Annotated in this window: 26 protein-coding genes; 17 read left to right on the top strand and 9 right to left on the bottom strand. The window is 71.8% G+C overall.

What is annotated here, in order from left to right:
• Positions 1-95: 95 nt before the first annotated feature.
• Positions 96-1,451: a sporulation protein gene (locus EMA09_RS07730; protein ID WP_129840167.1), complete on the top strand. Its 1,356-nt coding sequence runs from the start codon at positions 96-98 to the stop codon at positions 1,449-1,451.
• Positions 1,452-1,513: 62 nt separating this feature from the next.
• Here EMA09_RS07730 and EMA09_RS07725 read toward each other — a convergent pair whose 3' ends face one another.
• Positions 1,514-2,038: a MerR family transcriptional regulator gene (locus tag EMA09_RS07725; protein ID WP_129840165.1), complete on the bottom strand. Its 525-nt coding sequence runs from the start codon at positions 2,036-2,038 to the stop codon at positions 1,514-1,516.
• A gap of 28 nt (positions 2,039-2,066) precedes the next feature.
• On the opposite strand from EMA09_RS07725, the gene EMA09_RS07720 reads away from it, so the two are divergent.
• A complete protein-coding gene (locus tag EMA09_RS07720; RefSeq protein WP_129840163.1) occupies positions 2,067-2,897 on the top strand; it encodes a methyltransferase domain-containing protein in 831 nt (276 codons plus the stop codon).
• Here EMA09_RS07720 and EMA09_RS07715 read toward each other — a convergent pair.
• The 3 genes from EMA09_RS07715 to EMA09_RS07705 form a co-directional block, all read right to left on the bottom strand.
• Positions 2,854-3,045: a type II toxin-antitoxin system RelE/ParE family toxin gene (locus tag EMA09_RS07715; protein ID WP_168220661.1), complete on the bottom strand. Its 192-nt coding sequence runs from the start codon at positions 3,043-3,045 to the stop codon at positions 2,854-2,856. The genes EMA09_RS07720 and EMA09_RS07715 overlap by 44 nt on opposite strands.
• Before the next feature lie 24 nt (positions 3,046-3,069).
• Positions 3,070-3,342 (bottom strand): type II toxin-antitoxin system prevent-host-death family antitoxin, encoded by a 273-nt coding sequence (locus EMA09_RS07710; RefSeq protein ID WP_129840161.1) that lies wholly within the window; start codon positions 3,340-3,342, stop codon positions 3,070-3,072.
• 97 nt (positions 3,343-3,439) lie between these two features.
• Positions 3,440-3,634, bottom strand: coding sequence for a DUF397 domain-containing protein (locus tag EMA09_RS07705; protein ID WP_129840159.1), 195 nt, complete (start codon positions 3,632-3,634; stop codon positions 3,440-3,442).
• Positions 3,635-4,073: 439 nt separating this feature from the next.
• Here EMA09_RS07705 and EMA09_RS07695 point away from each other — a divergent pair, with 439 nt between their 5' ends.
• The 6 genes from EMA09_RS07695 to EMA09_RS07670 all read left to right on the top strand — a co-directional run bounded on the left by EMA09_RS07695 (position 4,074) and on the right by EMA09_RS07670 (position 7,475).
• On the top strand, positions 4,074-4,505 hold the full coding sequence (locus EMA09_RS07695) for an NUDIX domain-containing protein (protein WP_129840157.1): 432 nt from the start codon (positions 4,074-4,076) through the stop codon (positions 4,503-4,505).
• 114 nt (positions 4,506-4,619) lie between these two features.
• The gene (locus tag EMA09_RS28865) at positions 4,620-4,838 is read left to right on the top strand and encodes a hypothetical protein (protein ID WP_129840155.1); all 219 of its coding nucleotides are present in this window, start codon (positions 4,620-4,622) and stop codon (positions 4,836-4,838) included.
• Positions 4,822-5,319, top strand: a complete 498-nt coding sequence (locus EMA09_RS07685) for a DUF6879 family protein (RefSeq protein ID WP_129840153.1) — start codon at positions 4,822-4,824, stop codon at positions 5,317-5,319. The genes EMA09_RS28865 and EMA09_RS07685 overlap by 17 nt, the downstream gene beginning before the upstream one ends.
• Positions 5,316-6,149, top strand: coding sequence for a helix-turn-helix transcriptional regulator (locus EMA09_RS07680; protein ID WP_129840151.1), 834 nt, complete (start codon positions 5,316-5,318; stop codon positions 6,147-6,149). Before EMA09_RS07685 ends, EMA09_RS07680 begins: the two co-directional genes overlap by 4 nt.
• A gap of 239 nt (positions 6,150-6,388) precedes the next feature.
• On the top strand, positions 6,389-6,766 hold the full coding sequence (locus tag EMA09_RS07675; RefSeq protein WP_240796288.1) for a hypothetical protein: 378 nt from the start codon (positions 6,389-6,391) through the stop codon (positions 6,764-6,766).
• Positions 6,767-6,833: 67 nt separating this feature from the next.
• A complete protein-coding gene (locus EMA09_RS07670; RefSeq protein WP_129840147.1) occupies positions 6,834-7,475 on the top strand; it encodes a class I SAM-dependent methyltransferase in 642 nt (213 codons plus the stop codon).
• A gap of 100 nt (positions 7,476-7,575) precedes the next feature.
• Here EMA09_RS07670 and EMA09_RS07665 read toward each other — a convergent pair whose 3' ends face one another.
• The 3 genes from EMA09_RS07665 to EMA09_RS07655 all read right to left on the bottom strand — a co-directional run bounded on the left by EMA09_RS07665 (position 7,576) and on the right by EMA09_RS07655 (position 8,950).
• Positions 7,576-7,770 (bottom strand): DUF397 domain-containing protein, encoded by a 195-nt coding sequence (locus tag EMA09_RS07665; protein ID WP_129840145.1) that lies wholly within the window; start codon positions 7,768-7,770, stop codon positions 7,576-7,578.
• A 114-nt stretch (positions 7,771-7,884) separates the two neighbouring features.
• On the bottom strand, positions 7,885-8,088 hold the full coding sequence (locus EMA09_RS07660; RefSeq protein ID WP_129840143.1) for a DUF397 domain-containing protein: 204 nt from the start codon (positions 8,086-8,088) through the stop codon (positions 7,885-7,887).
• On the bottom strand, positions 8,075-8,950 hold the full coding sequence (locus EMA09_RS07655; RefSeq protein WP_129840141.1) for a helix-turn-helix transcriptional regulator: 876 nt from the start codon (positions 8,948-8,950) through the stop codon (positions 8,075-8,077). Before EMA09_RS07655 ends, EMA09_RS07660 begins: the two co-directional genes overlap by 14 nt.
• A 691-nt stretch (positions 8,951-9,641) precedes the next feature.
• Here EMA09_RS07655 and EMA09_RS07650 point away from each other — a divergent pair.
• Together EMA09_RS07650 and EMA09_RS28230 are read left to right on the top strand one after the other, a co-directional pair.
• The gene (locus EMA09_RS07650; protein ID WP_129840139.1) at positions 9,642-10,394 is read left to right on the top strand and encodes a hypothetical protein; all 753 of its coding nucleotides are present in this window, start codon (positions 9,642-9,644) and stop codon (positions 10,392-10,394) included.
• Positions 10,391-10,528 carry a hypothetical protein gene (locus EMA09_RS28230; RefSeq protein WP_168220660.1) on the top strand — a complete coding sequence of 46 codons (138 nt, stop codon included), beginning with the start codon at positions 10,391-10,393 and terminating at the stop codon, positions 10,526-10,528. Before EMA09_RS07650 ends, EMA09_RS28230 begins: the two co-directional genes overlap by 4 nt.
• Here EMA09_RS28230 and EMA09_RS07645 read toward each other — a convergent pair.
• Positions 10,509-10,877, bottom strand: coding sequence for a nuclear transport factor 2 family protein (locus EMA09_RS07645; protein WP_129840137.1), 369 nt, complete (start codon positions 10,875-10,877; stop codon positions 10,509-10,511). The genes EMA09_RS28230 and EMA09_RS07645 overlap by 20 nt on opposite strands.
• Positions 10,878-10,948: 71 nt before the next feature.
• Here EMA09_RS07645 and EMA09_RS07640 point away from each other — a divergent pair, with 71 nt between their 5' ends.
• From EMA09_RS07640 to EMA09_RS07625, 4 genes are all read left to right on the top strand, one after another.
• A complete protein-coding gene (locus tag EMA09_RS07640; RefSeq protein WP_129840135.1) occupies positions 10,949-11,839 on the top strand; it encodes a LysR family transcriptional regulator in 891 nt (296 codons plus the stop codon).
• Between the two features lie 178 nt (positions 11,840-12,017).
• The gene (gene leuS, locus EMA09_RS07635) at positions 12,018-14,897 is read left to right on the top strand and encodes a leucine--tRNA ligase (RefSeq protein WP_168220659.1); all 2,880 of its coding nucleotides are present in this window, start codon (positions 12,018-12,020) and stop codon (positions 14,895-14,897) included.
• Positions 14,898-15,000: 103 nt separating this feature from the next.
• Positions 15,001-15,615, top strand: a complete 615-nt coding sequence (locus EMA09_RS07630; RefSeq protein ID WP_206305920.1) for a hypothetical protein — start codon at positions 15,001-15,003, stop codon at positions 15,613-15,615.
• A 228-nt stretch (positions 15,616-15,843) separates the two neighbouring features.
• A complete protein-coding gene (locus tag EMA09_RS07625; protein ID WP_129840133.1) occupies positions 15,844-16,689 on the top strand; it encodes a DegV family protein in 846 nt (281 codons plus the stop codon).
• A 145-nt stretch (positions 16,690-16,834) separates the two neighbouring features.
• On the opposite strand, the gene EMA09_RS07620 is transcribed toward EMA09_RS07625, so the two are convergent.
• Complete coding sequence (locus tag EMA09_RS07620; protein ID WP_129840131.1) at positions 16,835-17,578, bottom strand: PepSY domain-containing protein; 744 nt, start codon at positions 17,576-17,578, stop codon at positions 16,835-16,837.
• Between the two features lie 125 nt (positions 17,579-17,703).
• On the opposite strand from EMA09_RS07620, the gene EMA09_RS07615 reads away from it, so the two are divergent.
• The 3 genes from EMA09_RS07615 to EMA09_RS07605 all read left to right on the top strand — a co-directional run bounded on the left by EMA09_RS07615 (position 17,704) and on the right by EMA09_RS07605 (position 21,577).
• Positions 17,704-18,375 carry a response regulator transcription factor gene (locus tag EMA09_RS07615; RefSeq protein WP_129840129.1) on the top strand — a complete coding sequence of 224 codons (672 nt, stop codon included), beginning with the start codon at positions 17,704-17,706 and terminating at the stop codon, positions 18,373-18,375.
• Positions 18,368-19,894 (top strand): HAMP domain-containing sensor histidine kinase, encoded by a 1,527-nt coding sequence (locus EMA09_RS07610; RefSeq protein ID WP_129840128.1) that lies wholly within the window; start codon positions 18,368-18,370, stop codon positions 19,892-19,894. The genes EMA09_RS07615 and EMA09_RS07610 overlap by 8 nt, the downstream gene beginning before the upstream one ends.
• Positions 19,895-19,957: 63 nt before the next feature.
• Positions 19,958-21,577 (top strand): ATP-binding cassette domain-containing protein, encoded by a 1,620-nt coding sequence (locus EMA09_RS07605; protein WP_129840126.1) that lies wholly within the window; start codon positions 19,958-19,960, stop codon positions 21,575-21,577.
• The last annotated feature ends 38 nt before the right edge of the window (positions 21,578-21,615 follow it).

The raw sequence follows: 21,615 nt of genomic DNA, 5'->3' as shown, positions 1-21,615 counted from the left end.
GGGGGGCCGAAAACCCACAAGGGGGCCGACGCGCCTGCCGTCCGGGCCTACGCTCGGCGATGAGGCGGTGACTCCCACAGGAGGTGAGGCTCCCGGTGACCCGTTCGCCCAACACGGCACTGGCCACGCTCATCACCGCGTCCGGCACCAGCCACAAGGCTCTGGCGCACCGCGTGAACCAGCTCGCCGCACGCGCCGGCCGCCCGACCGCCTACAAGCACACGAGCGTCAGGACCTGGCTCGACGGGATGGTCCCGCGTCCGCCCGTCCCGGCCCTGCTGGCCCAGGCGCTGGGGGAACGGCTCGGCCGCGCGGTCGACATCGCCGAGATCGGCATGGCCGCACCCGGCCCGGCCGGCACCTGCGGGCTGGAGCTGCCCCGTGATCCCGCCGACGCCCGACGTGTGGCGTCCGCCTTCTGGAGAGACATGCACCGCCGCGCATTCGGACGGGCCTTCGCCGTCGCCGCCTACACCCTGCCGGTCACCCGCTGGCTGGTCCACCCCGCCAGTGCCGCCCCGGCCGACGGCGGCGGCCGGCGCGTCGGGCAGCAGGACCTCGCCGAGTTGTGGGAGCAGGCGGAACAGGCCCGGCAGTGGGACGCCCGCTACGGCGGCGGTTCCTGGCGCAGCAGCCAGGTCGTGGACTGCCTGACCAACCGCGCCGCGCCCCTCCTCGCCGGGCGGGCCACCCAGCAGATCGCCGACGGCCTGTACTCCGCCGCCGCCGAACTGTCCCGCCTCGCGGGCTGGGCGGCGTTCGACGCGGGCGAACACGCCCTCGCGCAGCGGCACTTCGTCCAGGCCCTGAGCCTGGCGCGGGCCGGCGGCAACGCCGGGCTCGGCGCGTACGTCCTGGCCACCATGGCCCTGCAGACCATGCGCCGCGGCTTCCCGAACGAGGCCATCGACATGGCCCAGGGCGCCGCCGAACGAGCGGGCCACGACGCCGCACCACGGGTGCTGGCCTTCGCCCGGCTGATCGAGGCGCGTGCCGCCGCCCGCGTCGGCGACGAACGGTCGGCGGCGCGGGCGCTGTCCACCTGCGAACGGCTCCTGGACACCGCGCGCGACCGGGAGAGTCCCACGTACATCGCCTACTTCGGCCCCGCCCGCATGGCGAGCGACGCGGTCGAGATCTACCGGGACCTCGGAAAGCCGCACGTCGCGGCCGGGTGGGACGCCCAGTGCGCCATGCCGTCCGGACACACCAGGGCGGTCGGGCTGCGGCTGTCCGTCACGGCGACCGCGCACCTGCAGGCGAGGGACCTCGACCAGGGCATCGCCGTCGCCCGCCGCGCGGTCGACATCCTGGCCGGTGTCACGTCCGACCGTGCACGCGAGTACATCGGGGACATCCACACGGCCCTGACCCCCTGGGCACGGGAACCCCGGGTGCAGGCATGGCAGACGTACGCCCGCCACCGGCTGAACGGCGGCACGCCGACCTGAGACACCTGCGGGCGCACAGCGCGGAACGCCCCCGCGTCCGCGCCTGCGAGGAAGTGCGGCGCTCAGCGAACTCCCGGCCGTCGCCGGTCACAGCCGTGCGCTGCTCGCCCGGCCCGGGCGGGGTCTGCTCGGTCGTCCCGCGAAGCAGGCGGCTCCCCGCCTCGCGCCGGCACGTGGGAGCCGACCCGCTCGGTGATGAGCCGCTGGTAGTTCGGGCATTGGGTGACGTCCTTGTACGCGCAGCCCAGGCCGCGCTCGATGAGTTCCAGGGAGGCCCGGGCCGCGGCGATCCTCGACCGCAGCTCCTCGGCCTCGGCGCGCAGGATCGCGTGCCGGGTGTCGCGATCCACGGTGCCGGACAGGTTCCTGATGGCGTCCAGGCCGAGGCCGGCCTCCTTCAGCATGAGGATCGTCGCCACGCGGGTGAGGTCGTCCGCACCGTAGCGGCGGCGCCCGCCCGTGTCCCGTCCGGGGTGCAGCAGGCCCATCGACTCCCAGTGCCGCAGGACGTGCGTGGCAAGGCCGAACCGTTCCGCGAGCACGCCGATGCTCATCGTGCCGGCGCCGCTGTCGTCGCTTGACTTCATGCCGACATTAAGTCGCAGGCTGATGTCCATGTCCAAGAACCAGGAAGCGGTGGAAGAGCACCGCGACACCGAGGCCCTGCTGGCACTCCTCGACGCGGCGGACCGGATGCCGAGCGCCGCCCGGCTGCGGGCCCGCTCCTACGAACTGCTGTCTCTCGTCCCGGACTCGACCGTCGTGGACGTCGGCTGCGGCGCCGGACGCGCCGTCGCCGAGCTGGCCGAACGCGGGGTCCACGCGGTGGGCGTGGACCCCGACCGGTGGATGCTGGCCGCGGCCCGGGAACGCTGGTCGGCGGCCGAGTTCCACGAGGCGGGGGCGGAGGAACTGCCGTTCGCCGACGGAAGCGTGCGCGGCTACCGTGCCGACAAGGTCTTCCACGTGCTCCAGGAGCCGGGGCGCGCGGTGGCGGAGGCGCGGCGCGTCCTGTGCCCGGGCGGCAGGATCGTCCTGGTCGGGCAGGACTGGGACGCCATCATGGTCGACTCGGACGACGCGGCGCTCACCCGTACGATCGTGCACGCCCGCGCCGACCTCCTGGGCGCGCCCCGCGCCGGCCGCCAGTACCGCAACCTGCTGCTCGACGGCGGCTTCGACGACGTCACCGTCGAGGTGCACACCAGCGTGTTCACCGACCCCGCGATGCTGTCGCTGCTCACCAGGCTCGCCGAACCGGCCTGCGCCAGCGGCGCCGTCGGCCGTGACCAGGCCGACGCGTGGCTCGCGGAGCAACGCCGCCGCGCCGAGACCGACCGCCTTCTCATCGCCATGCCGTTCTTCGTGGCCTCCGCCTCCGCACCGGCCGACGAGACAGGGTTCAGCGGTGGACGTTTCGGCGGTGGCCGACGTCGATCACTGTGACCAGTACCCGCAGCCGGTACTCCTCCTCGCGGCCACTGAGCTTCTTCACGTCCATGCCGGGTGCGTACGGGTCGATGGCCAGCCGCTCCAGGGCCGACTTGATGCGTTTTCGCCTCGCCGTCGAGGCCGCGCAGTTGGCGTTTGGCACTGCTCGTGAAGTCGAGTCGGTAACTCACCTGTCGTCGCCCTCGTCGTCACTGCACACTTCGGCGAGGGTGTAGCGGGTGCCGTCGTCCTCGTAGGTCCGTGTGGCCAGGGCCTCATCGACGGCTTCCTCTGCCACCTGGTAGTCCTTCATCGACACGATGGCCCCGATCGGCACTCCGCCACGGGTGACCACCGTCGCGCCGCCATCGGCCGCGCGGTCCAGCAGGCGGGTGAGGAGAGCAGGAAGCTCGGACTCGTCAACCTCGTCCGGGAGCAGGGCGTCAGGCGCATCAGACATGGTCGTCACCGTAGGGCGTCACCGCATTACGGTGTGCGAGTTCGATCGACGGCACGGCGGCCCCCGTTTGGTGCGGGGGCCGCGTGTGTGTGGGAGGTCAGCGTGTGAAGCCGTTGGCCACGGTCGCGTGGACGAACGCGCGCCAGGTGTCGGGGGAGACCCACAGCTCGGGGCCGCGTGAGCGGTGCTTCGAGTCGCGTGTGCCTACTGCATCGGTGCCGAGCGCCACCTCGACGCAGCAAGCATCACCGTTGCTGTAGCTCGATTTCGACCAGCGGGGCTCACTCGTCATACGCTTCGCCGCCTTCGCGATCACGGGTTCGGACATGCCTTCGTTCGGCGCTACGTGCGAGATGCCCTGGGCGCGCAGGGCGTATGCGTGGTCCTCCTCCCGGTGGTCCGGAGACGAAGGGCTCAACGTGCGAGGTCGGTGCCGTAATTCGACGGCAGTATCGCGGGCACGCCCCGGGGTGCGCGTGGGCTTTGCTTCCTGTCCTCACCGGCCGAGGCGCACACCACCGGTTCGAGCGGGACCCGAGCATCCCGGCGCGCGAAATCCAGCTCTACCGGCACGCGGCCACCGTTCTCGAACGGCTGGGCGTACCTGTCGTCAGCGTCAACACCGACACGGCCACCCCTCGGGAGGCCGCTGCGCGAATCCTGGCCTCGCTGGGCACGGCTCCCGCTAGCGTCGGAGCCGACACGAGCCCCGACAAGCACACGGTGACCTCATGACCCTCGCAACGCCCGTCGTCGACACGCACGTGATCCTGCGGGACGGCGACAAGATCCTCATGTCGCAGCGCGGCGGCCCGTACGGATACGGACGCTGGCACCTGCCGAGCGGCAAGCTCGACGCCGGCGAACCGCTCACCGTCGGCGCGGCCCGCGAGCTGTACGAAGAGACGGGTGTCACCGTCGATCCGGATCACCTGCGGCAGGTGCACATCGTGCACCACCGGCAGTCGGACGAGATCGAGCGCATCGGCGTGTTCTTCCTCGCGACCGAATGGCAGGGAGAGCCGACCAACCGCGAGCCCGAGAAGTGTCTCGACCTGCGGTGGCAGTCGGTGCACGACCTGCCCGAGGACGTCATCGAGTACCCGGCCGCCGGTCTGCACGGCTACCTCGCGGGCACCATGCTCACGGAACACGGCTGGTAGGGCCGCATCGCCGTGTTGATGCCAACACGCGCATAGTCCCGTCCATGCATGGACGGCTGCGTCCATGCCTTCGTACGGTCAGTGCACCACCACACAGACTCAGGGGGTTGTGCCATGGCTCGGGAGCAACTGATCAGGCTCACCGGCTTGGATGAGAACGGAAACGGGGGTCCGTGCGGACAGGGTGACTGTCCCAACGTATACCGCACGGCATCAGGCTCCTTCGTCGTCCAGGGTGACGTATCCCAGGCGTTCGCTCCTCCCGAGGGGGAAGGGCTTGTGGAGATCCCTGAGCACGTACTGAGGGAGGCTTTCCGTGCTCTTGGATGGTGACAACTGGGCGGCGAAGTTCCGGGACTTCCGAAGGGAAGCCTGGCGGCTTGAGACACTGCCTCAGTACCTCGTGCCTCAAGAGGCCGAAGAGTTCACGGCCTTCAAGGCGGGAACACGCTTTCCCGGCCCGTACGAAGACTCGTGGACTCAGATGGTGCGCACTCGGCAAGTGGGACGCGTACACATCGTGTCTCGCCCTCTGAGTGACTATCTGCGCTTCGAATTCGAGCGGTACTACCAGCACCAGGCTTCCGCAGGGGAAGACATCCGAATCCTCGACATCACAGGGCGCGAGAACCCCTTGCCGAATGTCCAGGACTTCTGGATGTTCGATCAGTCCACTGTCGTTCTCATGCACTACGAGCCGGACGGTAAGCAGATCGGCCGGGAACTCTACGACGGCGACCCTGCTCAGTTCATCAAATATCAGCGGATCGCCCAAGCCGAGTCCGTTCCCTTTCTGGAGTACATGAAGGGGTGACATTCGAACCAGAGCAGATGGGGCAGTCGGCACACGAGCTGGCTGTCCTGCTCAAGACCCTACGCGAGACGGCCAAGCTGTCAGGGGAAAGGCTGGCCAAGCGTTGCAACATGTCTCAGTCCAAAGTCAGCAGGATTGAGAACGGAAAGGTGCGACCATCCCTTGTGGATGTTGACCAGATTCTCAGGGCATTGGACGCGCCGCCCGCATTGGTTGCGGAAGTCATGGCGCTCACCCGGATCACCAACACCCAGTGGCAGGACGCCAGGAGCCTTCGCAGGAAGGGCCTCGACAAAAAGCAGCTTGAGCTGGCGGGGCTCGAACAATCCTCAACGGAGTTCCGCTACTTCCTTCTCTCGATGATCACGGGGCTCCTCTCCACACCGGAGTACATCCGAGCCAGTCTGGCTCACGTTCCCGGTGACCACGGCAGGACCGTGGCTCGGAAGCTGGAGCGACAGGAAGTCCTCTACGACAGGCCCAAACGCTTTACGTTCATCCTCACGGAACAGGCCGTGAGGTCCCCGTTCGTGGCGCGTGAGGCCATGGCCGTGCAGATCGACCGACTGGCCTCCCTCACCCACCTGGTGAACGTGCGCCTGGGTGTCCTTCCCATTGAGACCAGGATGCCGGGTAACCCGCTGAACACCTTCACGGTCTACGACGAGCGGATAGCGACGGCCGAACTGTCCGCCGGGGTGATGGTGTTCCGCGATCCCAGAGACGTTCGCAGTTACCTGGACGAGTTCGCGGCTTACGAGGGGCTGGCCCTCTTCGGTGAGGCTGCCAGGGAAAAACTTGGTGAGTGGGCGGTCCGCTACCGCGTATAGCTCATCCATGATCTTCAGTCCAGTACATGCATGAATCACCCTTGCCGCCAAAGACTTGGAGAACATCACCTATCGAGACCCACACCCTGGTCATTCAGGCACGTACGAATGGCCGGGGTGGGTTCCATCACCCGAGCACGACCACGTGAAGGGAACCACTGATGGCAACAGCAGTACAGGTCCGAGACCCCCGGTCCTGCGTCCCCGCTCAGGTGTGGGACCGGGAAGTCCGACTCATCATGCGGGACCACGCCACGGGGCGTGATCTGGCAGAGCGCATCTTCGGGCAGACCGTCGCCTACCTGGTGACCTCCGCCGAGTGCCCCGAGGTCCGCATGGGGCCCTCTCAGGCCGTGGACCTGGGCGTCCACTCGTTCGTGCTCGACTCGATCAACTACATGGCGTTCTGCGACCAGCACGCGGGACGTTACATCCACCACGTCCCGCACCTGCCGGGGGAGGGAGCCGAGGAGCCCACCGCGCTGCGGGACGCGGTCAAGGCCATCCAGGCTTCCGGCTTCGAGATCGACACGGAGCTGTGGGGCATGAAGGACGCGGCCGAGTGCTCCCAGTGCCATGCCGGGTGCACGGACAGCCCCAACGGCGGGAAAAAGTAGCACAGCGCTGACAGTGGCGACTCCCCCCGGCGACGGGGGGAGTCGTCCCCATGAGGAGAGGTTCCGTATGGAGGTCGTTGACGCCTGGGAGCGATACGCCCAGGGGCGGACACCCCGGCGAGAGGTGAACTCCGCTGGTGCTCGCACGTGGTTGAACTGGACCCAGTACCCCGACCACGGCCCCGATGAATCGATCCTCGGAAACCTCCGGGGTTGTACCGTTCTGGAACTGGGCTGCGGTACGGGCTGCAACCTGGCCCACCTGTCCACCCTTGGGGCAACCTGCACCGGGGTCGATATCGCTCCGAGCCAGCACGAGAAGGCCGTGACCCGATGGGGGCACCTGCCCGGCCTCACCTTTCACACGGCCGAGGTGACCGACTACCTGAACCGTACAGACGGCACCTTCGATGTGGTCCTGTCCATCTTCGGGCCTGTCTGGTTCACGGACCCTGAACAGCTTCTCCCCCTGGTACGGAAGAGGCTTTCCGCTGGTGGCGTACTGGCCTTCTCTCACAAGCCCCCTACAGCCGGCACTCAGCCGGTGGGGGCTCTGAGGGAAGCCAAGGCAGTGACCAGGTGGGACTACACCCCAGAGGAGTGGTCGGCCCTTCTGGCCTCTTCGGGGTACTCGGATATCAAAACCGAGGTCATCTCTCCTCCGGAAGAGAAGGACGCAGGAACCCTCTTGGCGAGGGCCTATGCGTGAGGGTTCAAGGCGGGCGGGCGTATGCGTTGACCGTGTGCTGACAGCACGGCGGCCCCCGCGTGGCAGTGAGCCGGTGCGGGGGCCGTGTGTGTGCGGGGGGTCAGCGCGTGAAGCCGTTGGCCACGGTGACGTGGACGAACGCGCGCCAGGTGTCGGAGGAGACCCACAGTTCGGGGCCAGTACCCAGAGCCTTGGTGTCACGCATCCCTGCCGCACCCGGGACTCGGGCCACTTCGACGCATGCCTCGTGGTTGCTGCTGTAGCTCGACTTTGCCCAGCGGGCCGTGCTCGTCATGCGACTTCGCCGCCTTCGTGATTGTTAGTGCGGACGTGTCCTCACTCGGTGCTGAGTGCGAGATGCCCCGAGCCGCCTGCTGCTACTCGTGGAACTACCGCGTGCGCGTGAGTATCAACGTGTGAGACCGCTGGTCGTGGCGGCGTGGACGAACGCGCGCCAGGTGTCGGAGGAGACCCACAGTTCGGGGCCGTGTCCCAGGTCCTTGGTGTCGCGCGCGCCTACCACGTCGGCGCTGACCGCCGTCTCGACGCACTGTCCGTCACCATTGCTGTAGCTCGACACACGCCACCGGGTGTCGTCCTTACTGTTGTTCATAGCTCCTCGCTGTCTCTGCGATCAGACGGTGCGATGCCTGGTCGTCCAGTGCTGCATCCCAGATTCTCTCGAACGCAGCGTCGTATTGCTCGACCTCGTCAGGCTTGTCGAGGTACAGCCCGCCCGTGAAGCCTTCGACGTAGGCGATCGGAGGTTCGGCCATCCGCCCTTCGGGGAAGCGGAGAACGGTGAAGGAGCCGGCGACAGTACCCATGGTCGGCGTGTGGAACGGCACAACGCGGAGCTGGATGTTCCGGTTCGCCACGACGTATGCCACATGCGCGAGCTGGGTCGCCATCACCTGCGGAGTGCCCACCAACTGACGTAGCACGGCCTCGCCAAGCGCGATCCGCAGCTTGGGCGATGCGACCGGGCGTGTCAGGATCGCCTGCCGGTCCATACGCAATTGTACGCGCCGCTCAACTTCGTGGTCCGAGAGATCGGGCCGGTGAGTGCGGATGATCTCGTTCGTGTAGTGAGCGGTTTGGAGAAGACCTGGGATGAGATGAGTCTCGAACCAGTCGAGTTCGGATGCCGATTCCTCCAGCCCGATGTAGAGGTCGAACCACTCGGGCAGCGTGTCGCCGTAGGCGTGCCACCAGCCGCGGGCCTTCGTCTCGCGCGCCAGGGCCATGAGCGCGTCGGTCATCTCGTCATCGGCGCCGTAGGTTTCACACATCGCACGGACGTCCAGTGCCCGCATGGCGACCTGGCCCGTCTCGATGCGCCAGATCTTCTGCTCGGACCACTCCAGTTCCCTGGACGCGGCGCGCACCGTGACGCCCGCGCGGAGCCGCAGATCCCGTAGATACCGGCCCAACTGCCGTCTCGGGACCGTCGAGCCCGTCACGCCATCAGCCATCACGCCTCCCCTCCTCCATCGATTACGGAATACTTCCGCGCCTTCACATGTAGGACCCGAATTCCCCGATCCGCAACACACGTCAATGAGTTGGGGACCCATGCGGGGAATTCATTGGCTGGAGTGTTGCACGACGCTCGGCAGCGCGGTCAAGCTGGATTTGTCGCCGGGAGTGCCGATCCGGTTACGTCCGGTCCTACCGCCAGTGGAGTGAGCCATGAGCGAACCACCCCCCGAAGAGTCTCCGCCCCCCGAGCCGCCGGAGGCCGCGCCTCGCCTGCCGCCGCTCGCGGAGTTGCATGCCGAGTGTGATCGGTTGTCCGCCGCGATTCGTGCGCATCTCGGGGACAGGTACGACGACCTCTGAGACTGCCGCTCCAGACTCGCGGCTTCCGCGCTGGTCAGCGCGGCCGATGGACCCCCGTCCGGTCCGCCCGTCCTCTTGCTCGGGGCGGCCGTGGAACCGGGCCGGGCGGGGTGGCCCGTCCCCGGTCCGAATGCCCTCCCGGGGACGGGCCTTCACCCCCCACCGCAGGCGGCCGAAGCGTCAGGGCCGCATCCACAGGACCCCCGCGCGGTCGTGTTCCCCCATGCCCGGCCGCGCGGGACCAGAACGTTCGTTCCAGGAGGAACCGATGACCACCCGCGTACCCCCGCCCGCCGGGGAAAAGGCCGAGCCGGGGGAGGCGTCGTGAGCCTCGACCCCCGGTGCGGGCACTGTGGCGCCGACGGACCGGCGTTGACGGCGATCTCGCTCATGACCGCCGGGACCGGAGCCGGATGGTCGCAGCACGCGTGCCGTCCGTGCCTGCTCTCCTGTCGTCTGATCCCCGTCGTGCACCACCCGGTGACGAGCTGGGGCGAGCCGCACCAGTGGCCGGCCGACGTGCCCGACGACCTGGTGGAACGGCTCGCCGACCTCGCGCCGGGCGTCGCGCTGCAGCCGGTGGTGACGCGCCTGTTCAAGGCCGTCCGCGCGGCGGCCGGGTACGGGATCACGGCGGCCGTGGATGAACTGAGGGCCGCCGTCGATGCCGCGCCGGGGCCGCTGTGCATGTACTGCGAGACGGTGGAAGGCCCGCTCACGACCGTCGCGGCCGGGGAGGCTGCGGCCGGTCCCGGGCGCGGGTTCCAGACGTGCCGTCCGTGCCTGGTCGAACAGCGGCTCGTCCCGTTCATCGCCCACCCCGGCACGAGCGCGGGCGGCCTGCACTACTGGCCCGAGGTCGTGCCGACGGACCTCGTCCGCCGGCTCGCCGACCTCGATGACGACCATCTCGCCGACCTCCGGCCGGTCATCGACCGGCTGTGGCCCGCCGCCGCGATCGGCTCCGCGCGGACGACGCCCGACCTGGAACGGGACGCGGCACGCGCCATCGCCGAGGACGCCGTGGACGTGCTCAGGGCTGCCGTCCGCGACATCGTCCCGGAGAACGGGCGGTGACCGCCGCCTGGACCGTCCTCGCGCTGACGGGCGGCGCGCTCGCGGCGTGGACCGGCCTGATGCTGCACATCGCCCGCACCGTCGCCCACGCCGTCGAGCACGAAACCGCCCCCGTCAGGAAGCCGGGCGCGTGAACTCCGGCTGGTCCAGCACGCGCAGCCAGCTCCCGTCCGGCTGGCGGCGCGCCACCTGGGCGCGGGCGCCCGTGCCGTCCTTCGGCGGGGTGCTCGTGAGTGCCAGGTCGCCGCTGATCAGGGTCGGCAGCGGCGGCTCGGGCTCGAAGTGCGGCCGGTTGGACAGGACCTTCGCCCACAGCTCCCGGATCGCGTCCCGGCCGACCGTGGTGCTGCCGGGCGGGTAGGCGATGACGGCGTCCTCCTCGTACAGGGCGGCGACCCCGTCGGTGTCGCCCGCGTTGGACCGCTCCACGAAGAGACGGGTGATGTCCTCCGGGCGCATGGCCTTCTCGTATGTCTCGCTCATGCACGACAGCCTTCCGGCGGGGAAGTGAGAAGTCCAACAGATGGTTCTGCTGGTCACTAGAATCAGCGCTCATGGATCTGCGTCAGCTCGAATACTTCGTCGCGGTCGCCGAGGAGCGGAACTTCACGCGGGCCGCCGAACGCGTCCACATCAGCCAGTCCGGGGTCAGCGCGCGTGTACGGCACCTGGAGCGGGAGTTGGGCGCCGAGCTGTTCGACCGGTCGGCGCGCGAGGTGACGCTCACCGTCGCCGGGAAGGCCGCGCTGGAGCACGCCCGCGCCGCGCTCGCGGCGGCCGGTGCCCTGCGGCAGGCCGTGGGGGAGGTGGCGGACGTCATCCGGGGCCGGCTCACGGTCGGGATGGTCGTCGGCTGCGCGATCACGCCGCTGTTCGACGCGCTGGCCGCCTTCCACGCCGCCCACCCCGGCGTGGAGCTGTCCCTGACCGAGGGGGCGTCCGACCGGCTCACCGACGCCGTGCGCTCGGGCGGCCTCGACCTGGCCCTCATCGGCGCCGCGCACACGCCGCCGGACGGCGTCGAGTCGCTGACGGTCGTACGGGAGCGGCTCGTCGTCGCCGTGCCGCCGGGGCATCCGCTTGCCGCCGGGCCGACCGTCACGCTGCGGGCGCTCGCGGCCCACCCGGTGGTGTGCATGCCGCGCGGCACCGGGCTGCGGGCGGTGTTCGACGCGGCGTGCGCGGCGGCGGACGTGCGGCCCGTGATCGCGCTGGAGGCCAGCGCCGCCGACGCCATCGCCGACCTGGCCGCCCGGGGCCTGGGCGCCGGGGTGCTGAGCGCGTCCATGACCGCCGCGTACGGGGACCGGCTGGTCGCCCTCCCCATCGACGACGCGGAGCGTCCCGGGCTGCTCTGCCTCGTGTGGCGCACGGCCGGGACGCCCGCGCTGCGCGCCCTGCTGGGGCACCTGCGGCGGTCCTTCCGGGCCGGTCCCGCGGGCTGAAACCGCCGGGCGGGCGCTTTCCGGCGTGCGGTACCCTGGCGCCATGCGTGCCGTACGCCTTCTGCTTCCACGGCCGTGCTGAACGACGGCGAGTGACGTCAGTCAGCACGGCGGACCCCTCCTGTGTGAGGGGTTTTTTCGTGGGACGGCAGAGACGACCGATGGAGCTTCGAAGACGATGAGCGAGACACACAAGTACGACGCCGCCCTGGCCGGTGAGATCGAAGCCCGCTGGCAGGACTACTGGGAGGCGCACGGCACGTACGAGGCCCCGAACCCGTCCGGCGACCTCGCCGGCGACCCGGAGACGGCGGCCCGCCCCACCCGTTTCATCATGGACATGTTCCCGTACCCGTCGGGTGCGGGCCTGCACGTCGGCCACCCGCTGGGGTACATCGCGACCGACGTGTACGCGCGCTTCCAGCGCATGACCGGGCGCAACGTGCTGCACACGCTGGGCTTCGACGCGTTCGGGCTGCCCGCCGAGCAGTACGCCGTCCAGACCGGCACGCACCCGCGCGTCTCCACCGAGGCGAACATCGCGACGTACCGGGGGCAGCTCCGGCGCCTGGGCCTGGGCTACGACCAGCGGCGGTCGTTCGCCACCATCGACCCGGACTACTACCGCTGGACGCAGTGGATCTTCCTGCAGATCTTCAACTCCTGGTACGACGCCGAGGCGGGGCGGGCGCGGCCGATCGGCGACCTGGTGGCGCAGTTCGAGTCCGGGGAGCGCGCGACCGAGGACGGGCGCCCCTGGAGTGAGCTGACCGCCGCCGAGCGCGCCGACGTGCTGGGCGGACACCGCCTGGCGTACGCCTCCGACGCGCCCGTCAACTGGTGCCCGGGTCTCGGCACCGTGCTGGCGAACGAGGAGGTCACCGCCGACGGCCGCTCCGAGCGCGGCAACTTCCCCGTCTTCACGTCGCGGCTGCGCCAGTGGAACATGCGGATCACCGCGTACGCCGACCGGCTGGTGGACGACCTGGACACCGTCGACTGGCCCGAGGCCATCAAGCTGCAGCAGCGCAACTGGATCGGCCGCAGCGAGGGCGCCCGCATCGACTTCCACGTCGGCGGCCCCGGTGCGGGCGCGGGCGAGGGCGCGGGGGCGGGCGGCATCGTCACGGTCTTCACGACGCGACCCGACACGCTGTTCGGCGCGACGTACATGGTGCTGGCGCCGGAACACCACCTGGTCGACGCCATCGTGCCGGCCGCCTGGCCCGAGGGCACCCGCCCGGCGTGGACCGGCGGGCACGCGACCCCGGGCGACGCCGTCGCCGCCTACCGCAAGCAGGCCGCGGGCAAGTCGGACGTGGAGCGGCAGGCCGACGCGCGGGAGAAGACCGGCGTGTTCACCGGCGCCCACGCCGTGAACCCGGTGAACGGCGAGCGCGTCCCCGTCTTCATCGCCGACTACGTCCTGCTGGGCTACGGCACCGGCGCGATCATGGCGGTCCCGGCGCACGACAGCCGCGACTTCGCGTTCGCCCGCGCCTTCGACCTGCCGATCCGCTGCGTCGTGACGCCGGACGACGGGCGTGGCACCGACCCGGCGGAGTGGACCGACGCGTTCGTGTCCGCCACCGCCACCGTCATGGACTCGGCGGGCGAGGGCGTCACGCTGGACGGGCTGCCCGTGCCCGAGGCGAAGGCCCGCGTCACGGCCTGGCTGGAGCGCGAGGGCCTGGGCGAGGGCACCATCAACTACCGGCTGCGCGACTGGCTGTTCAGCCGCCAGCGGTACTGGGGCGAGCCGTTCCCCATCGTGTACGACGAGGACGGCATCGCGCACCCGCTGCCCGAGTCGATGCTGCCGCTGGAACTCCCCGAGGTGGACGACTACTCGCCGCGCACCTTCGACCCGGAGGACGCCGACACGCAGCCGGAGACGCCGCTGTCGCGCAACGAGGAGTGGACCCACGTCACCCTCGACCTGGGCGACGGCGCGGGGCCGCGGCCGTACCGGCGCGAGACCAACACCATGCCGAACTGGGCCGGTTCCTGCTGGTACCACCTGCGCTACCTGGACCCGCGCAACGGCGACCGGCTGGTCGACCCGGAGATCGAGCGGTACTGGATGGGTCCGCGCGACGGTGCGCCGACCGGCGGCGTGGACCTGTACGTCGGCGGCGCCGAGCACGCGGTGCTGCACCTGCTGTACGCGCGCTTCTGGCAGAAGGTGCTGTTCGACCTGGGCCACGTGTCGTCGGCCGAGCCGTACCACAAGCTGTTCAACCAGGGCATGATCCAGGCGTACGTCTACCGGGACGCGCGCGGTTTCCCCGTCCCGGCCGCCGAGGTCGAGGAGGGCGAGGGCGGCGCGTTCACGTGGCGCGGCGAGCCGGTCAGCCGTGAACTGGGCAAGATCGGCAAGTCCCTGAAGAACGTCGTCTCGCCGGACGAGGTGTTCGCGTCCTACGGCGCCGACACCCTGCGCCTGTACGAGATGGCGATGGGGCCGCTGGACATGTCCCGCCCCTGGGAGACGCGGGCCGTCGTCGGCCAGTACCGGCTGCTGCAGCGGCTGTGGCGCAACGTGCTGGACGAGGCGACCGGCGAGGTCACCGTCACGGACGACGCGCCGGACGAGGCCACGCTGCGCGCCACCCACAAGGCGGTGGACGGTGTGCGCCAGGACCTGGAGGCGCTGCGGTTCAACACGGCCATCGCGAAGATCACCGAGCTGAACAACCACGTCACCAAGCTGCCGGCCGTCCCGCGCGTCACGGCGGAGACGCTGGTGCTGCTGATCGCACCGCTCGCCCCGCACATCGCGGAGGAGCTGTGGCAGCGGCTCGGCCACCGGGAGAGCGTCACGGGCGCCGGCTTCCCGGTCGCCGACCCGGCGTACCTGGTGGACGAGACGGTGACGTGCGTCGTCCAGGTGCGCGGCAAGGTCAGGGCGCGTCTCGAGGTCGCCCCCGACATCGCCGAGGCGGACCTGGAGGCGCTGGCGCTGGCGGCCCCGGCGATCGTGGACACGCTCGGCGGCGCGGCCGTCCGCAGGGTGATCGTGCGGGCGCCGAAGCTGGTGAACATCGTCCCGGCGTGACCACCGGGCTGCCCGGCTCCCGCACGGCCCTGCTGAACCGTCCGCTCCCGGCCTACTCTGGGTGGGGAGACCGGGAAGCGGCGTGATGTGAGGTGGGCCGGGCATGGAGATCGTCGTCGCCGGAGTGCTGGCACTGACGCTCCTGGTGTTCGTGACGCTGGTGGTGCGCGGCGTGCGCACGGTGCGGCGCGGTGTGGAGCGGGCGCGGCAGGAGGTGAGCCGTACGCTCGCCGGTGCCGCGCTGGCCGCCCGCGCCGCGCAGCCGGGCGCGCTCGGGGACGTGGCGCGCGTCCGGCGGGACCTGCGGCTCAGCATGGACAGCACGCGGGCGGCGCTGCGGGCCAGCGCGCCCACGGACCCGGCGCTGGGCGAGGCGCTCGCCCTGTTCGCGCAACTTGAGGACCACGCGCACCAGTTGGACGGCGAGCTGGCGGCGCTCGGCGGCGGTGAGCCGGACCGTGCGCGGGTCACCGCCCGGCTGCCCGAACTGCGGGAGCGCACCGACCGTGCGCGGCGCTCGGCGGACGCGCTGCGGTTCGCCGCGCAGGACCGGGCGCGGCGGCACGGCGCCGAGGACGCCGACGCGCTGCACGAGCGGATCGGCATGGAGGCGGAGGCCCTGCGGCACTGGACGCCCGTGGGCGAGACGCCGGCGCCCGTCGAGCCGGGGGAGGAACGGCCGGGCCTCACCGGGCGGTTCAGGAAGCGGCGCTCCTAGGGCCTGTCCGGCGGATCTTGCCTGTCTCGCGACGCCGGCTACGGCACCTCGCTGCGTTGCCGTATCGCGCGAATACGGTCGGGGTATGAGCTGCGATTCGGCGCCTTGCGATGCACCGCATCCGACGCCGCGAGCCGCGCCAAGACCCGCCGGACAGACCCTAGGGTCCCGTCGGGCGGTCGCGCAGCGGATGCGGTGGGGCGCGCGCCTGCGGGTACGCTCCGGGGCATGTCCCCAACCGTCGCCATCGTCACCGATTCCACGGCCTACCTGCCGCCCGAGCAGGTGGCGCGGCACGGGATCACCGTCGTACCGCTGACCGTCGTCCTCGACGGCCGGGCGCTGCTCGACGGCACGGGCGAGACGGCGCGGCGGCTGACGCGGGCGCTGGAGCGGCGGCAGGCCGTGACCACGTCGCGGCCGGGTCCCGAGGTGTTCGCCGAGGCGTACCGGGAGGCGGCGCGGGCGGGCGCGGAGGGCATCGTGTCGGTGCACCTGTCGTCGGAGATCTCGGGGACGCACGACGCGGCGGTCGTCGCGGCCCGCACGGCGCCGGTGCCGGTGCGGGTGGTGGACACGGGGCTGATCGCGATGGCGCTCGGGTTCTGCGTGCTGGCGGCGGCCGGGGCGGCGGCGGCCGGGGCGGACGCCGACCAGGCGGCGGCCGAGGCGCGGAAGCGGGCGGACGCGGCGCGGGCGTACTTCTACGTCGACACGCTGGAGCACCTGCGGCGCGGCGGGCGGATCGGGACGGCGCGCGCGCTGCTCGGCTCGGCCCTCGCCGTCAAGCCGCTGCTCGAACTGACGGACGGGCGGATCGAGTTGCGGGAGAAGGTCCGCACGGCGTCGCGGGCCATCGCGCGCCTTGAGGAGCTGGCCGTGGAGCACGCGGGGAGCGGCCCCGTCGATGTCGCCGTGCACCATCTGGCGGCTGGGGAACGGGCGGCGCAGCTCGCGGAACGGCTGGGGCAGCGGCTGCCGGGCGCGGCGGAGCTGCACGTCAGCGAGGTCGGCGCGGTCCTCGGGGCGCACACCGGGCCGGGGCTGCTGGGGGCGGTCGTCGTCCCGCGCTGAGGCGGCGGGCGGCCCGTTCAGGCGGGGCGGACGTCCTTGGCGAAGCAGCGGGTCCAGGGCTCGCCCACGTACGTGCCGTACGGGGGGATGGGTATGGCGCGGTGGGCGGGACGTCCGCGACGTCCCGCCCACCGCGCGCCGGGGGTCAGTCGTCGTCCCCGTCGTCCCCGTCGTCGTCGCTGTCGTCCTGGCCGTCGTCGTCCCGGTCGTCGGCGTCGTTGCGGTCGTCGTCCCGCTCGTGCGCCGTGACGGTGCCGGTGGCCGGGTCGATCCGCACCTCGTGCTCCGTGCCGTCGTCACCGCGCAGCTCGACCTCCCAGGCGCCGTCGTCGAAGGAGATCTCGCGGACCGCGGCGCCGGTCTCCTCCTCGGCGATCCGGGCCGCGTCGGCCGCGTCGTCCGCCTCGCCCGAGGCGTCGGCCGCGCCGTTCGCGTCGGCGGTGTCGTCGGCGTCGTCATCGTCGTCGGTCACGGTGCGGCTGCCGACGACCTCGGTGCCGTCCTGGCTGACCCGGACCTCGTACCGCTCGCCGTCGTCGCCGAGGACGTCGATCTCCCAGACCCGGCCGTTCCCGTCGTCGCCGTCGAGGTCCACGTCGGTGACCGTGCCGGCGTGCTCGGCGAGCGCCGCTTCGACGGCCGCCGCGATGGCGCCCGCGGCCGGGTCGGCCGCCGCGCCGCCGTCGTCGGTACCCGCGTCGTCCGTGCTCGCGCCCCCGTCGTCGTTCCGGTCGTCGGTGTCGTCGCCGCCGGTCCGCGCCCCCGACACGGTGGTCGCCCCGGCCGCGGCCTGCTCGTCGTCCTCGGTCGCCAGCGCGGCGCCGGTGAGCACGGCGCCCCCGAGCACGGCACCCGTGACGGCGACGGCGATGATGGCGGTGCGCTTCATGAGGAACCTCCCCGATCCCCACCGGCCCGCTGCCGGTGAACTGGGAACAGCGTGGCGAATCGTCCCTGAAGCGGACCTGAAGGCGGCTGAAGAAGTCTTCAGGACGGTTTTGCGAAGCTGGTCCCATGCGTGTGCTGATCGTGGAGGACGAGAAGCGGCTCGCCCGCTCGCTCGCCGGGGGGCTGGCCGCCGAGGGCTTCGCCGTGGACGTGGCCCACACCGGCACGGACGGGCTGCACCTCGCGACCGAGCGGCCGTACGACCTGATCGTCCTGGACATCATGCTGCCCGGGATGAACGGCTACCGGGTCTGCGCCGCCCTGCGCGCCGCCGGGGACGAGACGCCGATCCTCATGCTCACGGCCAAGGACGGCGAGTACGACGAGGCCGAGGGCCTCGACACCGGGGCCGACGACTACCTGACCAAGCCGTTCTCCTACGTGGTGCTCCTCGCCCGCGTCCGCGCGCTGCTGCGGCGGCGGGGGAACGGGCGCGGCGCCGCGGCCGAACGGCGCGTCGGCGACCTGACCGTCGACCCGCTCACGCGCCGCGTCACGCGCGGCGGGCGCGAGGTGACGCTCACGGCGAAGGAGTTCACCGTGCTCGCGCACCTCGCGGACCGGGCCGGCGAGGTCGTGTCCAAGGCCGACATCCTCGAACACGGCTGGGACTTCGCCTACGACGGCGACCCGAACGTCGTGGAGGTCCACATCAGCGCGCTGCGCCGCAAGCTCGGCCCCGGGCTGATCACGACGGTGCGCGGCGCCGGGTACCGGCTGGCGGACCCCCGTGGCTAGCGTCAGGGCGCGCGCCGCCATGGGCGCGACGCTCGTGGTGGCGCTCGCGCTCCTCGGCGTCGGCTGGCTGATGCTGTCCACGCTGCGCGACAACCTGAGCGCGCAGGGCGCGCTCCAGGCCGAGGTCACGGCGCGGGACGTGGCGGGGCGGCTCGTCACGACGACGGAGATCGCCGACCTCGACCTGGACGACGACACGCCCGTGCAGGTCGTGGGGCGGGACGGGGATGTGCTGCTCGCGGCGACGGAGGGTCTCGAGTCGATCTCCGGGACGGGGACGGACGCGGTCGTGCCGAGTGCGCCGGACCGCCCGGCGGCGACGCCGAGTCCGAGCCCGGACCAGTCGGACGACGATGACGACGGGGACGACGGGGACGACGGGGACGACGACGGCGACGACTCGGACGACGACACCGACACGGACACCGGCACCGGGAACCGGCTGGCCCCCGGCGAGGTCGGCGACGAGGTCGGGCGCTCCGACGGGCGGGCCGTCATCGACGGCCGGGAGCACGCCTACCACTTCGCGAGCATCGAGCTGACCACCCCGCGCGGCGTCGAGGCCGTCGTGTACGCGGGGGCGCCGACCGGTCTCGAGGAGGTCGCGGTGGACAGCGTCCGCACCTCCCTGCTGGTCGTCGGCCCCGCCCTCCTCGCCGTGGTCGGCGCGGTCACCTGGGCGGTGACGCGCCGCGCGTTCCGGCCCGTCGAGGGCATCAGGACCGAGATGGCCGCCATCACACGATCGGGTGATCTCAGCCGGCGTGTGCCGGAGCCCGCCGCACGGGACGAGATCGGGCGGCTCGCCGTGACGACCAACGAGACCCTGGCCGCCCTCGAGGCGTCCGTGGAGCGGCAGCGGCGGTTCGTCGCCGACGCGTCGCACGAGCTGCGCAGCCCGATCGCCTCGCTGCGCACCCAGCTCGAAGTGGGCGCGGCCCACCCCGAACTGCTGGACGTGCCGGGCGCCGTCGCCGACACCGTACGGCTCCAGACCCTCGCGGCGGACCTGCTGCTGCTCGCCCGCCTCGACGCGGGGGAGCGGCCGGCGCCCAGGGCCGTGGACGTCGCGGCCCTGGTGGCGGACGAGGCGGCGCGCCGCACCGGCGACCCGCACCCGCTGCGCGTGGACCTGCCGGACGGCGGCCCCGGGCCGGTCGTGTCGGGCTCGCCCGCGCAGCTCTCCCGGGTCCTCGGCAACCTCCTGGACAACGCCCAGCGGCACGCCGCCTCCGCCGTCCGCGTGACCGTGGCGCGGCGCGGCGACCGTGCGGTGATCGAGGTGGCGGACGACGGCGCGGGGGTGCCCGAGGCGGACCGGGAGCGGATCTTCCGCCGGTTCGTCCGGCTCGACGACGCCCGCAGCCGTGACGACGGCGGCGCGGGGCTCGGCCTGGCCATCGCCCGGGACGTCGCCGAGCGGCACGGCGGGACGCTGACGGTCGGGCGGGCGCCGGAGGGCGGGGCGCTGTTCACCGTCCGACTGCCCGGGGCGGACCCGTCCGCCCCGGCGCGGTGACGCCCGAACGCGCGGTGCGGAAAAACCATTGGCTGCGCCCGGCGGGGGCGGGAGACTCGCGGGATGGGCCATGTCGAAGTAGCGCATGTCGAGTACCTGCTGCCGGACGGGCGGGTGCTGCTGGACGACGTCTCGTTCCGCGTCGGTGAGGGGGACGCCGCCGCGCTGGTCGGCCCGAACGGCGCCGGCAAGACCACGCTGCTGCGCCTGGTCGCCGGTGATCTGAAGCCGCACGCGGGGACGGTCACGGTCAGCGGCGGCCTCGGCGTGATGCCGCAGTTCGTCGGCAGCGTCCGGGACGAGCGGACCGTGCGCGACCTGCTGGTGTCCGTCGCCAGGGAGCCGGTGCGGGCCGCGGCGCGCGCGGTGGACGACGCCGAGCTGGCCGTGATGGAGCGGGACGACGAGGCGGCCCAGCTCGCCTACGCGCAGGCCCTCGCCGACTGGGCCGAGGTGCGCGGCTACGAGGCCGAGACGATGTGGGACATGTGCACGACGGCGGCGCTCGGCACGCCGTACGAGAAGGCGCAATGGCGCCAGGTGCGCACCCTCTCCGGCGGCGAGCAGAAACGGCTCGTGCTGGAGGCGCTGCTGCGCGGCCCCGACGAGGTGCTGCTGCTCGACGAGCCGGACAACTACCTCGACGTGCCGGGCAAGCGGTGGCTGGAGGAGCGGATCGCGGAGACCCGCAAGACCGTGCTGTTCGTCTCGCACGACCGGGAGCTGCTGGCCAGGGCGGCGCGGCGCATCGTCAGCGTGGAGCCGGGGCCGGCCGGGTCCGACGTGTGGGTGCACGGCGGCGGGTTCGGCACGTACCACGCGGCGCGCGAGCAGCGGTTCGAGCGGTACGAGGAGCTGCGGCGGCGCTGGGACGAGAAGCGCGCCCAGCTCAAGCGGCTCGTGCTGGACATGCGGCAGTTCGCCGCGCGCAGCGACGAGATGGCGTCCCGCTACCGGGCGGCGCAGACCCGGCTGCGGAAGTTCGAGGAGGCGGGGCCGCCGCCGCAGCCGCCCCGCAAGCAGGACATCAGGATGCGGCTGCGCGGCGGGCGGACCGGCGTGCGGGCCATCACCTGCGGCGGTCTCGAGCTGACCGGGCTGATGCGGCCGTTCGACCTGGAGGTCTTCCACGGGGAGCGCGTCGCCGTCCTCGGGTCCAACGGCTCGGGCAAGTCGCACTTCCTGCGGCTGCTGGCCGGCGAGGACGTGGCGCACTCCGGCACGTGGCGGCTCGGGGCGCGCGTGGTGCCGGGGCACTTCGCGCAGACCCACGCCCACCCGGAGCTGAACGGCCGCACGCTGCTCGACATCCTGTGGACGGAGCACGCGAGGGACCGGGGCGCCGCGACGTCGGCGCTGCGCCGCTACGAGCTGGACCGGGCGGCGGAGCAGCCGTTCGACCGGCTGTCGGGCGGGCAGCAGGCGCGGTTCCAGATCCTGCTGCTGGAACTGGCGGGCACCACCGCGCTGCTGCTGGACGAGCCGACGGACAACCTGGACCTGGAGAGCGCCGAGGCGCTGCAGGAGGGTCTTGAACGGTACGAGGGGACGGTGCTCGCCGTGACGCACGACCGGTGGTTCGCGCGGTCGTTCGACCGGTTCCTGGTGTTCGGCGCGGACGGCCGGGTGCGGGAGACGTCCGGGCCGGTGTGGGACGAGGGGCGGGTGTCCCGCGCGCGGTGAGGCGTGCCGCCGGGCCGCGCCGGCCGGGGCATCTTGAC

This window comes from Streptomyces sp. RFCAC02 (assembly GCF_004193175.1).
Lineage (GTDB): Bacteria > Actinomycetota > Actinomycetes > Streptomycetales > Streptomycetaceae > Streptomyces.
Note: the sequence above shows the minus strand (reverse complement) of the source record. Positions and strands in the feature narration are given on the sequence as shown.